Origin of the sequence: Psychrobacillus sp. NPDC058041, from assembly GCF_042885655.1 — a bacterium.
In the GTDB taxonomy this organism is placed as follows: Bacteria; Bacillota; Bacilli; order Bacillales_A; family Planococcaceae; genus Psychrobacillus.
Map to the genome: position 1 here is coordinate 1 of NZ_JBHVRO010000015.1, position 15,925 is coordinate 15,925.

General features: G+C 33.4%; 9 protein-coding genes, 1 other RNA gene and 1 pseudogene. 10 read left to right on the top strand and 1 reads right to left on the bottom strand.

The features are described from left to right. Positions 1-95 (top strand): annotated as a pseudogene (locus ACFVR1_RS17830) (polysaccharide biosynthesis protein); the annotation flags it as partial. A gap of 222 nt (positions 96-317) precedes the next feature. Here ACFVR1_RS17830 and ACFVR1_RS17835 read toward each other — a convergent pair. Continuing rightward, entirely contained in the window at positions 318-1,856 is a 1,539-nt protein-coding gene (locus ACFVR1_RS17835; RefSeq protein WP_387585965.1) for a hypothetical protein, read from the bottom strand. 196 nt (positions 1,857-2,052) lie between these two features. Here ACFVR1_RS17835 and secG point away from each other — a divergent pair, with 196 nt between their 5' ends. From secG to ACFVR1_RS17880, 9 genes are all read left to right on the top strand, one after another. Further along, a complete protein-coding gene (gene secG / locus ACFVR1_RS17840; RefSeq protein ID WP_387585966.1) occupies positions 2,053-2,280 on the top strand; it encodes a preprotein translocase subunit SecG in 228 nt (75 codons plus the stop codon). Between the two features lie 155 nt (positions 2,281-2,435). After that, complete coding sequence (locus tag ACFVR1_RS17845) at positions 2,436-3,182, top strand: alpha/beta hydrolase (RefSeq protein WP_387585967.1); 747 nt, start codon at positions 2,436-2,438, stop codon at positions 3,180-3,182. Between the two features lie 42 nt (positions 3,183-3,224). Then, entirely contained in the window at positions 3,225-5,534 is a 2,310-nt protein-coding gene (rnr, locus tag ACFVR1_RS17850) for a ribonuclease R (protein WP_387585968.1), read from the top strand. Between the two features lie 45 nt (positions 5,535-5,579). Beyond that, positions 5,580-6,047, top strand: a complete 468-nt coding sequence (smpB, locus tag ACFVR1_RS17855) for an SsrA-binding protein SmpB (protein WP_387585970.1) — start codon at positions 5,580-5,582, stop codon at positions 6,045-6,047. Positions 6,048-6,173: 126 nt separating this feature from the next. Next, positions 6,174-6,527, top strand: a transfer-messenger RNA (tmRNA) gene (gene ssrA / locus ACFVR1_RS17860). A gap of 723 nt (positions 6,528-7,250) precedes the next feature. Further along, complete coding sequence (locus ACFVR1_RS17865; protein ID WP_387585971.1) at positions 7,251-9,161, top strand: site-specific DNA-methyltransferase; 1,911 nt, start codon at positions 7,251-7,253, stop codon at positions 9,159-9,161. Between the two features lie 5 nt (positions 9,162-9,166). Then, complete coding sequence (locus tag ACFVR1_RS17870) at positions 9,167-11,818, top strand: DEAD/DEAH box helicase (RefSeq protein WP_387585972.1); 2,652 nt, start codon at positions 9,167-9,169, stop codon at positions 11,816-11,818. Positions 11,819-12,470: 652 nt separating this feature from the next. Beyond that, entirely contained in the window at positions 12,471-14,051 is a 1,581-nt protein-coding gene (locus ACFVR1_RS17875; RefSeq protein ID WP_387585973.1) for a hypothetical protein, read from the top strand. Beyond that, on the top strand, positions 14,032-15,108 hold the full coding sequence (locus ACFVR1_RS17880; protein WP_387585974.1) for a DGQHR domain-containing protein: 1,077 nt from the start codon (positions 14,032-14,034) through the stop codon (positions 15,106-15,108). The genes ACFVR1_RS17875 and ACFVR1_RS17880 overlap by 20 nt, the downstream gene beginning before the upstream one ends. Positions 15,109-15,925: the final 817 nt, after the last annotated feature.

Consider the following 15,925-nt stretch of genomic DNA (forward strand, 5'->3'; position numbering starts at 1 on the left):
TTGGAGTAGACTATGTATTTCATTTGGCAGCATTAAAACATGTGCCAGTATGTGAAGAAAATCCTATTGAAGCTTTCAAGACAAATGTATTAGGGTAATAGTGTAGCCAATGATTCGTCCACAGCACTCAGGAATTAGTGAAGCCAAGATGCACTTACAGGTCGTTAGTGCTTTTCTTAATAGAAAGTTAGTAATGTCCAAAAAGTGGTTATTCGAACTAAATCACGCATTATATCGCCCCGCGGAAAGCGAATGCCAGAGCGCTAAATCCGTGTGGTCGCTATTTATTAGCAAATTGATTAGAAATACACTCTAAATTAGAACAGATAAGGCCCGACTAAGAAAAATAAAATGATTAAATTCATAAAAGTTGTATATACTACAAAAAGATTGAAAGTATCTTCCATTAACTTATATCGAAGAATTTTCAAAGGAATGATTGAAAGAATAGTAGAGATTACTAATAAAATTACAAAATGCCAGTTTTCAGATATATAAGGAATTTTGTAAATGATAGATTCTATTGAAGTAAAATTATAAATGAAATACGTTTGAATACTAAACAACGTAATTATATGAACGATAAATGCCGTTTTAAAAGAATGAGCAAATCTTAGTTTTTGCAATAATAGTACCGTTCCATAGGATACGATAAAAGTTATAATAATCCATACAAATGAAAATAGGACAAGTATAAAACCATTAAACAATTTACCAAGTAAAGTATAACCTGCTTCTTTATAATCTCCCGCCATAATCCCATTACTCTCCTGTTTCTTCAATTCATCAGATGAGGAGTATTCAAGAAAGCGGTTTGATCCCTTCATTTTAAAATAGGCAACTGTTTGTTCATCTAAAAAGATAGGACGTTCATAACGGTTAGGGATTTTAGTTAGAGCGTTCACTTTAATTGTATCTTCTGAGAAGTTACCAACAAAAACTTTTGTAACTTTTTCTCCAGTTTCATCTAAAAAAGTAGATGAAACTGTAATCATTGGTCCAGATGTTCCTTGGTAGAAAGTTGGAGAATAAACATCTTTTAAGGGTGATCCAGATTGTTCCTCAACAAATGAAAGTATGTTGTAAGTAGGTTCTTGATTGAAGGATAGATTAAATAGCGCTGTTACTATTTTATTCGTACTAGTACCACCAGAGATTGTTTTTTTATCTTGTATTAGAGAGAAATTGTTATCTTCGAGCTGAATTATATCTAAAGATGATAGAATTTCTTGTGAGCTTACATTGAATTGAAAAAGCTTAGAAAGTTGATCTGTTAAGTTGTAAACAGTATAAAGATCCTCTTTGTCTTTTTTGGTTATAATAAAGATGTCATTGCCCAATACTTTCACGAAGTATACGGGATCGTTTATCTTGAAACGTTGCTTTTCGTTAGAAAAAGGACTGTTTAAAACGATAATTTCTTGATCCTCTGTCCAATATACAAGCGTATTTTTGGTTTTGGAAAAATTAGAAACATTCGTAGCTACCACTGTTTGTCCGGATGAAATATTGGAGTGAACTAGCGTATCGTCTTTAATAAAGTAAGAATCGGTTTTATCGCTCCAACTGTTTTTGTATGTATTTAATGACTCGTGCGTACGATTTTCATTACACGTCATTTCTTTATCACAAGATAAAACAATTAACTTCTTGAAATCTAAAAGGCTAATCGTGTAGCCATTTTCTTCTTGAACACTTTGAAGAGTGGAGAAGTTACTCACTTCTGTGTTAACTGAGTAGGAGCGACTCCATTCTTTGGAAGGGAGTTTTGTTTGATCTTGCAACGTAAACCAGTATAGAAATCCTACAATACATGCTAAAAATAGTATGCTTATTGATAATAACTTGTTTTTCATCATGAACCTCTCTTTTCTTTAGGACAAATAATTTCTATCTATTTCCTTTAACTCTATCAATTGTATGATTATTCGTAAAGAAAATCAGAATATTATATTTCTTGAAACATTATATTATTGATAGACTGTTGTAACTTCTAGTTGTTTTTGGTAAAATTAAAGTTGTTGTGGACGTTCTTATCAGGAGGTGGAATAAATGCATGCGTTTTTATTAGTATTACTTGTCATCGTATCGCTCGCATTAATCGTTGTTGTATTGTTACAATCTGGGAAAAGTGCTGGTCTTTCGGGAGCCATCTCTGGTGGAGCTGAACAACTTTTTGGAAAACAAAAAGCTCGAGGCATGGACCTTGTATTACATAGAGTGACGATTGTTCTAGCGGTGTTATTTTTTATCTTAACGATTGCTATAACTAAATTTTAAAAACAGATCGCCTGACCGACTTCTGATTGGTTAGGCGTTTTCTTTTAAATTTTACATACATTCATATTTTTAATTGTCATGATGCATCGCCCTTTCGCCCATACTATTACTTGTGGGGAAAAGATTCTGCATTATTGATTGGAGGATTTATTTTTATGCGAATTTCAACGCCAAAACCTTTTTTCTTTGAAGCTGGGAAACGTGCAGTATTACTTCTTCATGGATTTACAGGTAATTCGTCTGATGTTCGAATGCTCGGACGCTTCTTAGAGAAAAACGGATATACATCATTAGCACCTCATTATAAGGGACATGGAGTACCACCTGAAGAGCTTCTGGAAACTGGTCCAACGGATTGGTGGCAAGATGTAATTGGTGCTTATGAACGTTTAAAGGCTGCAGGATATGAGGAGATTGCGGTTGCTGGTCTGTCCCTTGGAGGAGTATTCTCATTGAAATTAGGGTATACAGTTCCTGTGAAAGGAATTGTCACCATGTGTTCTCCAATGTCGATGAAGACGACAGACATTATGTTTGAGGGTGTTTTAAAATATGCGAGAGAATATAAGAAGTATGAAGGAAAAACAGATCAACAAATTGAAGAAGAAGTAGAAGCAATACGACAAACACCAATGGAGACATTAGCAGACTTAAGAGAATTTGTTTATAATGTTCGTGATCACGTCGATCATATTTATGCTCCACTCCTTGTTACACAAGGTAAGAAGGATACAGTGATAGATATAAATTCTGCGAATATTATTTATGAAGAAGCGGAATCCATTGATAAAAAAATAAATTGGTATGAAAACTCAGGTCATGTCATAACGCTTGGTTCCGAAAAAGAACAATTACATGAAGATATATTAAACTTTTTAGAGTCACTTGATTGGAATGTGTAAAACAACCTAAAAGTGCACACGCTGAAAAAGGAGGGATGTACTATGGAAAATATGAAAGAAACTCTACTTGATTTAATGCGCTCGGAAGAGTATAAACCGTTAACGGTTAAAGAAATTGAGAATCATTTTGGTTTAACTCATTCGGAGGAATTTAAAGAATTAGTAAAAACACTTGTTCAAATGGAAGAGAAAGGACTTGTTGTTCGTTCGAGATCCAATCGATATGGTATTCCATCGCGTATGAACTTAATTGTTGGAAAGTTTATTGGCCATGCTAAAGGTTTTGGATTTGTTGCACCAGAAGAGGATGGCATGGATGATATTTTCATTCCACCAACGGAAGTAAATGGTGCAGTGAATGGAGACAAGGTGCTTGTTCGTGTTTCTCTTGAATCTTCAGGTGACCGAAGAGAAGGTTCGATTATTAAAATTACGCAAAGAGGTATTACCAGTGTAGTTGGAACATTCCAGGATAATAAAGGATTCGGTTTTGTTATTCCCGATGATAAGAAAGTTCCAATGGATGTATTTATTGCTAAAGGGGATACACTTGGAGCGATTGAAGGACATAAAGTAGTTGTAGAAATTACAGATTGGCCAAACGAAAGAAAGTCTGCAACTGGGATTGTTACACAAATTCTTGGACATAAAAATGATCCAGGTGTCGATATATTATCAATTATTTATAAGCATGGTATTACAATTGATTTTCCAGAAGAAGTAATCAATCAAGCAGAATCTGTTCCAGATGAAATTGATGAAAAAGACTTGGAAAATCGTAGAGATTTACGTGAAGAAGTAATTGTAACGATTGATGGAGCAGATGCAAAAGATTTAGATGATGCAGTTACGGTAACTAAATTCCCTGATGGGACATTTAAGCTTGGCGTACATATTGCTGACGTAAGCCACTATGTTACAGAAGGGTCACCACTTGACAGGGAAGCGTATGATCGTGGAACAAGTGTATACTTAACGGACCGCGTTATTCCAATGATTCCACATCGTTTATCGAATGGTATTTGCTCACTGAACCCACAAGTGGATCGTTTAACGTTATCATGTGAAATGATTATAGATGGATCAGGTATGGTTACATCTCACGAAATTTTCCAAAGTGTTATTCGAACAACAGAACGTATGACGTATACTGATGTGTATAAAATTTTGGAAGAAAAAGATGCAGCGTTAATCGAGCGATATGAGCCACTCGTACCAATGTTTGAAACTATGGCAGAGTTAGCAGCTGTTCTTAGACAAAAACGTGAAAATCGTGGAGCAATTGACTTTGATTTTCCGGAAGCAAAAATTCTAGTAGATGAAGATGGTTGGCCGACAGATGTTGCAATACGTGAACGAACTGTCGCAGAACGACTTATTGAGGAATTTATGCTAGCTGCCAATGAGACAGTAGCAGAGCATTTCAAATGGATGGATGTTCCGTTTATTTACCGAATTCATGAAGATCCAAAGCCAGAAAAACTGCAACGCTTTTTCGCGTTTTTAACAAACTTTGGTCTTGTTGTAAAAGGGACAGGAAATGATATACATCCAAAAGCATTACAAGAAATTATCGAGTCCATTGAAGGAATGCCTGAAGAACCCGTAATTTCTACTATGCTGTTGAGATCGCTTCAGCAAGCTAAATATTACTCGGAATGCTTAGGACATTTTGGATTATCAACAGAATTCTATACGCATTTTACTTCTCCGATTCGACGTTATCCCGATTTAATCGTTCATCGATTAATTCGTACGTATTTAGTTGAAGGAGATGTAACACAAGCTACCCTAAATCATTGGGGAGCTATTATGGACGATATCGCAGAGCATACGTCTAAACGTGAACGTCGTGCAGTAGATGCCGAGCGTGATACAGATGCGCTGAAAAAAGCACAATATATGGCGGATAAAATCGGAGAAGAGTTCGAAGGTATTGTTAGTTCCATTACAAACTTTGGAATGTTTATCGAGCTTCCGAATACAATAGAAGGACTTGTACACGTAACAAATATGACGGATGACTATTATCGTTTTGATGACCGTCAAATGATAATGATTGGTGAACGTTCAGGTAAGCAATTCCGAATCGGAGATGAAGTAACGATTCGAGTAGCTAATGTCAATGCAGAAGAATCTGCAGTAGACTTTGAAATCGTAGGAATGAAAAAAGCATTCCACCGAACTAGAAAAGAAGCACCAAAAGTAATCCACGCGCAGAAAAAAGAAACTACTCCAGCTAGAAAAGGAGCTTCTCAACCAGGTCCGAAAAAAGGAGTCAAACAGAAAAAGAAATTTTACGAAGCTGTTGCGAAAAAGTCGCAAAGACGTAAAAGACCGAAGAAAAAATAAAGGGGCGAGTGATTGCCCCTTCGAGCTTTTAAAGAGGTGAATGAGATGGCAAAAAAGCATGATGATAAAGTGCTTGCACAAAACAAAAAAGCGAGCCATGATTACTTTATCGAAGAAACAATTGAGGCAGGCATTGTACTGCAAGGCACCGAAATCAAATCGATACGAAATGCTAAGGTGCAATTAAAAGATTCCTTCGTCCGAATTCGAAACAACGAAGCATGGATATCGAATATGCATATTAGTCCATACGAACAAGGAAATCGTTTCAATCATGACCCATTACGATCACGAAAACTACTTTTACATAAAAAGCAGATTAGCACATTAATCGGAGAAACAAAACGAGATGGATACTCCATCGTTCCGCTTAAAATGTATATAAAAAATGGCTATGCAAAAGTATTAATCGGAGTCGGAAAAGGGAAGAAAGATTACGACAAACGAGACGTCTTAAAGAAAAAAGAAGCAAAACGAGATATTGAACGAGCATTCAAAGAGCGCAATCAATAACGTGCTGCCACGATGTGGCATTACATGGTACTTGAAATTTGACCATTTTTGATGTATAGTTAGCTATGTAACAAAGTTCAGCGTTGCAAACTAACGTTTGTCAACAGTCTGACTTATTCCATAAACGGGGACGTTATGGATTCGACAGGGATAGTCTGAGCTTGAGTTGCGCGTCGGAGGCTCGGCTCCGTAAAAACGGACCTTATAATAACAGGCAAAACAAACAACAACTTAGCATTCGCAGCGTAAGCTCGGATCTGCTTTATCTATCCATCGCCCATGTGGCTAGGTAGAGCTCAACTTTAGTGGGATACGGTTGGCAGTGCCACTTGAGCTGTCAGCAAGAGATTTCCAAGTTAGCGTACAGGACGCCCGCTTGTCGGCATAATGCTACGCGAATCCTAAATAGGCAAGATACACGCGTAGAAGCTTAAGTGTTAGAGTTTCTGGACGCGGGTTCAAATCCCGCCGTCTCCATATTACAATTTCATTGAGTTTCAATGAACGTCAAAACCCTTGGTATTCAAGGGTTTTTTCTTTTTGTCTATATCATCTAGTTTCAATGAGAATCAATCGAACGTAGTCAAAAACGTAGTCAAAGCGTAGTCACTCCACTACATTTCAATATAGCTGGCGAACTTTAAAATTGCTTCATCTTTTGCTTTCTGTCACGTGTGTGTAAATATCCATAGTTATTTTTAAATCAGAGTGGCCTAAACGAACATGTATATAGAGAAGAATCTAGTTGCCTTTTATAGGGGGCTTGACACAAAAAGAGAAAATAAAAATACACAAATACTATGGCAAATTGGTATTATCTAAAAACAGAACTATATATAGAGTGTGTCTCCATACAAGATAAACCATCATGGCATGCGCTAGGGTATCAAGGGGTTTACCAAGGCAACTATGCGCTTATTGAGCCTCCAAGAGAGTTTCAGGGTAGCTCCTGCGATTTGTTAATCAGTCACACAACAATCGAATTTGCCAGCTGCATCACCCTATCCAGTCAAAATCGGTATCACAGAGATGACCGCACGATAGGTGGGCTATTCTATGTGCGTGGATGAACTTAAATGGTCTGGAAAATGTAACAATTGAAAGAGCTTCTTAGAGATTGTATTTAAAAATTTAAGAGTATCTTTAACATTAACTATTAATGATATAATTAAGGTAAGAAATTGAAGCCTGGAGTGAAAATTAATGACTTCTAAATATGACCATTTAACTAAAGAGCAATTGATAGGAATATTAAAAGCTCGAGATTCCAATAGGAAGTTAGGTTTAGTTTGGGAAAAAAGCGAAATTGAACCCGATAATACGCTAAATGATGATTTTATTACAATGACACATATTCCAAAGTTGTCTTTAGGTGGGAGCCCTTACGATAATTTATTGATAGAAGCTGATAATTTTGATGCCTTGAGATATTTGAATATTACACATAAAAGCAAAATAAAATGCATCTATATCGACCCGCCATATAATACAGGAAATAAAGACTTTATATATAACGATAGCTTTATTGACAAATATGATGGTTGGAAACATTCAAAATGGCTAGATTTTATGTATAAACGTTTAAATCTAGCAAAAGAATTACTGAGAAATGATGGGGTTATATTTGTATCTATTGGGGAAGAAGAATATGCTCATTTATCGCTGTTAATGGATGAAATCTTTCCTAATATGAAAGTTGGGACATTTGTATGGAGAAGAAGAAGTGGCTCTAATGATGAAAAAGAATGGTTTTTAAGTTCGGATCATGAATATGTCCTATGTTATGCAAATAAAGACTTTAGTTTTTCAGGAGTAGAGAAAGACTGGTCTAAAGCCCAAGATGATGGAGATGAGAGAGGGAAATGGGTGGATGGCCCGTTAAATCAAGGAAAGGACATTAAGCAACGTCCAGATGCGTATTATCCAATTTATAACCCGGAAACTTCCGTTTGGTATCCATGTGATCCAGATAGTGTTTGGAGGTTTGCTAGTCGAGAGCGAGCGGTAGAGGGACAGAAAATCCGAACTAAATTTATGGAGCAGATAGTGGAAGAAAAAAGAATATCATGGCCGTCTAAGGAAGAAATAGCGTTTTTTGAAAATATGGAGCAATTAGATAAAGCCATGAAAGATGGTAATTTACCGCATAATTTAAGAATCTATGAACGGTTACAAGCATATAAAGAAGACTTTAAAAATGGACGTATAAAAGAAAAAGTTTTATTGAATATACCGCCTTTAGAGTTTTGGGTTGGAAAGAAGATAGGCTTAGGGAAGCCTAGAATTAAAAGATTTATCTCTGAAATAAAGAAAACTGAGAAACCTGTCTCTACTTGGATAATGCCTTCTTCTATCAAGAAAAAAGATTTAGAATTGCTGGATTTAAAAGAAGTGGAAGCTTTTAAGGTAGGAACTAATACAGAAGGAACTACTCTTTTATCGAGAATGATAGGAAATAAAGATTTTTCTTATCCTAAACCATTAAGTTTAATTAAATCTTTAATACAACAAAGTACAGATCCAGAATCTGAGCATATTATTCTAGATTTCTTTGCAGGTAGTGGAACAGTGGGGCAGGCTGTATTAGAGCTTAATGATGAAGATGGTGGAGATAGAAAGTTTATATTAGTTTCAAGTACAGAAGCAACTAAAAAGCATCCTTCAAAAAACGTATGCAAAGAAATCACTTATAAAAGGCTAGATGCTACTATCAATGGATACAGTTGGAAAGATGCTAAAGGGATTCATGAGGTTGAGGGAACAGAAGGAAACTTCGCTTATATGAAATGTGAGAGAATTTCTTATGCGAATCTTCACTTAGATATTAAACATGAGCAAATTTGGTACTGTTTGCAGCAACTACATTTTAACTTCTTGGATTCTTACCAACCAATGGATAAATATCAAGTTTCAAAAGGTGAAAATTTAAATCTTTACTATATATCAGAAGTATCTAAAGAGATCATTCATTCTGTAAAATCGGATATTCTAAATGATAAAAAACAAGCTGTAATTTATTGCTGGCAGCCTGGTATTCTAAACCAAAAAATCAAAAATGAAAATGTTTTAATCGAAGGCATTCCAGAGAAATTAGTGGAGCTATTTAGGAGGTAATATTTTTGAAGATTATACCTAAAATATTTCAAACAGAAGTTATTGACAATGCAACTACTATTTTAAGTAGTTGCATTGAAATGTTATCAAAAATAAAACGAGATGAATTGTATGAACAGAACAGAAACTTAGTTATTTCCAAAAAGGGACATATATTATTTGAAGCTCCAACTGGTACAGGTAAAACCTTAATGGCTAGTGAAATTATGAATAATATAAGTAGAGATTTCAATGTGATTTGGTTTTGGTTTACGCCTTTCTCAGGTTTAGTAAATCAAAGTACAGAGAATTTATATAATGGATTTAATTTCTTAAAAGTTAAGTCTTTAAATGATGATCGTACTGCAAATAACATTAAAAGTGGTGATGTGTATATTACTACTTGGGCTAATGTCGCTGTAAATAATAAAGATACGAGGAAAGTTCGTAAAGATTCAGAAACCATGTTATCTTTTGATGATTTAATAGACTATGCACGATCTAGAGGCTACTTTATAGGAACTGTAATAGATGAAGCACATCACAGTTTTTCGATAGACTCTCAAGCCCAAAGTTTTTATAGAGAAGTTCTAATTCCGGATATAACCATATTAGCTACTGCTACGCCTAAAGATCAAGAGATACAAAAGTTTATTGAATGTAACAATATTGACAAAGTGCATAAGATTTCTGTTTCAAGAAAACAGGGTGTAGAAGCAAGGTTAATAAAAAAAGGTGTTAAAGTTGCTGTTTTTAAGGCTAATGAAAATGTAACTAAATTAATAAACTTTGAAAAAACTGCATTGAAATGTGGTGTAGAAGCCCACTCTGAAATTAAAGGAAAGTTAAAGGAAGCTAATATTGACATTACTCCTTTATTGCTTGTTCAGGTAGATTCTAAAGATCAAAGCATTGATCTAGCTAAAGATTGGCTTATTGAACTAGGTATAGCTAAAGAGAAAATTAGGGTTCATACTTCTGATGAGCCCAATCCAGACTTAATGTCTATTGCCCATAATGAAGAAGTAGAAGCACTAATTTTTAAAATGGCTGTTGCTACCGGATTTGACGTGCCAAGGGCATTCACTTTGGTGTCTATGCGTTCTGCACGAGATGTTAATTTTGGTACACAGATTGTCGGAAGAATTATGCGAGTGGATAAAAGGATGCAAAATTTAGAACAGTATCCTGATGTATTAGATTATGGGTATGTATTTTTAGCTAATAAAGCATACCAAGGAGGTCTAATAGAAGCTGCACAAAATATAAATTCGATAAGAGATGAATTGGCAGACATAACAGAGTCTGTTGATTTAATCGTAGTAGAGGACGAATTATTAGAAGTACATGACGGTCAAATTAATTTGTTTCCAATTGAGCATACGAATGAAGATGATAATTCAAATATAGTTGAAACAGAAATAATCAAAGATCCGGGAGATACCTACCAACTTGTATTATTTCCTTTTCTATCATCTGATGTTGATCTGTCCAAGGGATCAGAAAATATATTAGACTCTGATATAAGTCAAAATCATTCTATCGATGGAAAAGAAGAAACATCAGCAACTAATAAAGAAAATGTTGATCAGGTAATAGGAGAAAGTAAGCAAAATGAACATGAGGATATACCTTCTATTGAGACCATAGGCACAACTTTAAATTCGCATTCTAATCCAGTATTAAATAGTCTTGGTTTAGGTAGCGATTTGTCAAAAAAATCTAATTTAGATGGGTACAACTATCATTTAAGAGAAGACATAGATTTCCCGAAAAATTTTAAGACTGCTACGGTGACATTAGATACCAATAAAATTTTAAATGATGTTATAAAACGTTTCATTTTTGATGAAAAAGTTTTAGCTGTTACACAACAAAGTGCAACAAAAATATTAATGGAACAAATTGAAGTTTTTGAAAATATTCATGCATCTTTAAAAGAAATAAATGCAGATTTGGCACAAGTAGAGATAGATAATTTAGCGCAGAAATCACTTTTTGATTCAAATAAAGATGGTATGCTTGATGTAAGATCACTCCATGAAGAACTAGCTAAAAGATTAAAAAAAGCTTTTGAGAACTATGGTTGGCAACATATGACTAGTGATGAAAAAGTAAAAGAAGGTTTACACAAAATCTTAGCCCTGAAACCCGATGCTTTAAAAAAGGCTGTAAGTGAGGCTTTAGCTAATAATATTGAATCAGAATTAGCTGATACATTACCAAAAATGGTAGGTAGTATAAAAGCCTTATCTCCATCTAGATATAATATTTATGGGATATATCCTGATGATCTTAATAAATGGGAACTAGGTTTTGCAAGGTATTTAGACGAGGACTTGGAAGATGTAGTGAAATGGTGGCATAGAAATCCTTCTAGAAAGCTTTATTCTGTAAGTGTACCGATTCCTGGACAGCCTAACTATCATCCAGATTTTATTGTAGGAGTAAATGATAGGAAGAAAGGTGAAGGGATTTTATTAATTGAAATAAAAAGAGTTATAAATGATCAAAAAGAGAATGCACAAATTAAAGCGCAAGCTGTACATCCAGATTATAAAGATATCATGATGTTATATCTAGATGGCGATCGGTGGATGACTGTAGAGTACAACTCAAAAAATGATAAGAATGAATTAGACAGAGTATTTAAACTAGATTTTATGCAAGTATATTAATACTAAAATGAATGAGTTGTATTATGAAATTCTGACATTAATATTGCCCCAGTAAACTGTATTTTTCATTAAAAGAAGTCAAAAGCGTAGTCAAGGATTACAATAGTAGCAAAAAGTTCTTATAATTGCTGATATTATAGTGTTCTATGTGACGGTTGGTTCGACTACCGCCGTCACTTTATTAAAATGGCTGCTGAGTGCAGTCATATCAACGGTTTTAAACTATAGTGAGTTTGAACGGTTTTTGAACTAGGGAGGAATCTCTCTAATAAACTCCCAATCGAATTTGTGAAGATTGACCTTCTAAATTATTTAAATTAGGAGGTTTTTTTATGGGTAGAAAACATGGTAAACCTATTTCATTACAAACACTTTCTAATAAATTTGTAAATAAATAGTTACGCTATAAAGTGTTACTCTCTTCTTTTTTTAATGAGGTATAAAGAAAATTCCTTAAAAGCTTCATCTACATTAAATAAATGAAAATTATTACCAAGGTACTGGAAAACAATCTATTAAGCTTCATTTATTAAGATTTTATTAATAAAATGTAAATATTAAGAGCATTAGGTAAGCTGAAAACTTTATAACCTTCCTACAAAAGAAAAAAAAGTAAATAAAATAATGTATAATAACTACAGGGAGGGATAAAATGCTGAAAGAATTACGTGAATTTACAGTTAATAGTGTTGAATTATTAGAAGAAATGAAAAAGGATTTAGAAAATGAGAGACAGCTATTACATGAATTCTTAAAAACTAATGTAATATCGCAATTATCTACGAATAAAATTATTCTTCAGGATCGGGTTAAAGGTTCGGAAAGTCTAAGTGAAAAAATAATTAGAAAAAATTATTACGAAAAGTATAACGGTAATCATGAAGACTTTGTATCTAGATTACCAGATCTTATTGGAGTAAGAATCGTATGCTTTTTGAATGATGATGAAGAGGTAGTTGTAAATGATTTAATTAAAATATTTAAAGAGGAGAGTACGGATTTTGAGGGGTATAGATGTATTGAAAATGGTAAACACGATAATTTTTATATTGAATTAAAAGAAGAGCCAGACATTCAAAAAAATCAAAACCCTATACATAAATATTCATGTATCTGGTCAAGGAACGGTAAATTGTTCAATGTTGAAATTCAAGTGAAGTCACTAATCCATATGTTTTGGGGAGAATTAGAACATATGTTGATATATAAAAATTATAATTATTTAGTTGATTCTAATTTTTATAGTGAAATCATGGACTCAACATATCATTTATTAAAAAATGTTGATAATCAATTAAAGGTAATACAAAATCATTTAAATGATAGTGATAAGAGTAAAGAAATCAGAGAAGTAAAAGAGATGATTGCAAAAATATTACATAAAAATATCCAAAAGCAAATTGAAGAATGTTTAGGTTGTAAAATAGATTTAAGAGAATTATATGATTGTTTGGTAAGTATCTCTTATCACAATGTCACAAAAACAAATAAAGTCTTTGAAAAAGCTAATCATAATATAGTAAAGGCAGCACAATTTACATTAACTGAGGATCAATTAAATCTCCGAAGTGAAATTCTACTAGAAAGAAATAATATAGGTCAAGCTGAAGGTGTCAAAGAACTTTCAAAACTTCTAGATAGTCTCTTAAAAAGTAATGATATATATTGGTCGCTTTTATTTGTTACATTTAGTCACTTAGAAATGGATTCCGAAGATGAATACACGACTATAATACAAAGTATTTCAGATAAAATAATTAAATTATTTAGAACGGGATATTTAGGTGATATAACTATAGATACCAATGCTTCAAATTATTTGAACAGTGCTATTTTATCCTCAATAATAAATGCATTATCTTATTACAAGAAGATTGATTTTATAAATAAGAGAGAACAAATTGTAAATATTGTAAGTGAGTTTATTCAAGAATATCAAGAGTCGATTGAGGAGCTTACAATGGATGAAAGAAATGAAGAAGTATTAAATTATATTACTTGCTTTTTATCAAGCCAAATAATTATATCTGTAGACGGTAAAATTTCAGGTGAATATTTAGCTCCAATTGTTCATAACTACATGAATAAGCGAGTTAGTTGGCAACCAAATATAAATGAAAAAGAGAAGCTAGAAAAATTTATTCAAGGTGAAGATCTTCCGAGTGATATAGTATTGAGAATTCTTCAAGGTGAAATATTAGAGGAGGTATCTTATGCAGAAACAAGCAATTGAATTTAATCAATTTGGTTTGAAAATGTACCTTTTAACTTTGACAATAGAAGAATTAGTTAATAATTCGTACGTAAATATATTTAATTCTGAAACAGGAGAAGGCTATCAAAGACCTGTAAGCCCAACACATTACAAAAAAATAACAAAATATTTTAGAGATGAGGAGACTCCTATTTTACCCCCTACAATATTAGCGGCGATAGATAAAGAAGATATTACCTTTAGTAATAACACTCTTATCATTAATGACAGCTTACGACTAGTAGATGGTCAACATAGAATCGAAGCTTTAAAATATTTAAAACAAATAAATAATTCTAGATATAATGAATTAAAACATGTAGAGATGCCAGTTACATTATTATCGATTGAAAATAGTCAGGAAATACATGAAGTTAATACATTTATTGATATAAATAGTAAAGGTAAGAAAGTTAGTACGGATTTAGCAATTAGATTGAGAGATAAATTACGTAATCATGCAGGATATTATAAGACACATAAGGATTTAATAGAAGCTATTGCAACTAAAGTGGCTCTATTTCTCAACAACGAAGATAAGGTAAGTGTGTGGTATGGAGCAATAAAAACCGGTCCTGAAGTTAAAGGTACAATAATAAGTATAAATGCATTTTGTAGGTCACTATCATCTATTATTGAGAAAATAGTTGAAACTAACGTTATTGATTACAAACAGATAAGTGTAGAAAATGTTAATGATATTGTAGAAAGTATATCTAAAATAGTGAATGAAATTTGGGATACTATTAGGAATAATTGGGATGACTGCTTTGAAAAATCAATACCAATGTTTAAAAAGGGTTACAATTTACAAAAGGGAACAGGCACATATTCAATTCACCTCTTGTTTAATGAATGCCTAGAGAAAAAGGAGGGCAACAAGGAAAAAGCTATGGTCCTTTTTAAAGAGTATATTAAAATGAGTGGCGTTGAAAGTGAAGATTGGCTTACTGGAGGAAATTTTAGTGGTTATAGCTCAGAATCCGGATTTAGATATATAGCAAATGAGATAAAGAAAAAAGCATTAGTGCAGTAATTGAGTGTTTTGAAGAATATTTGGTGATTCTACTACATCCATTTTGAATATATTCACCACCCTCAGCACTCATCACATTGTGAAGCGGTTGTGTGGTTAGAATTAGTATAATGAAAAAGAACGAATTTCCGTTTGTGGAGTCCGTTCTTTTTCTTTTTTTGTTTTTCTGAGACCCCTGCTTAATCTACAATAAAAGAGGAGAGCGTAGATTAATAAGACTATTGATTTCGGTGAACTACTAGTATTGACTCCTCAAACCATTTTCATTCTCAGTGGTGAAGAGCTGATTTTGCGATTCATGGAAGGCTAACTGAGGGATTAGTTGAAGATAAATAAAAAAGCCTAGGTTCTACTATGATAGGATCTAGCCAATTACTAAAATCACCACCACACATATTTTTCCACATACACTCGACACATGTTGAGTGTATAGCTGGAGCTGGAAATGAGCCTGACAATATAGTATTTTGAATAACTTGAGCTGCTCAAATTCTAGGTCTTTTAAAGAAAAAAACTTGCCCTCGCAACGTAATTTTTATCAATCGTAGTCAAAAACGTAGTCAATCAATTTTAATGTTAGCTTAAAACCTTTGTAAACAATTCCATTCTAGTGTTTTGAAGAGAAGGAAGTTCGACTCCCATAGGGTCAAGATTTATATGCCCCCATATTTTTGCTCCTAAAAGCTCATCTAATAAAGGTCCTTCGAAAATACCTTTAGTATCTATATCATAATTATATGAAAAAATTATGTAATTTGTGGTATTATTAGATCCAAGTGAACGAGAAAAAGATCATCCATTTGCACTAATGAATGCT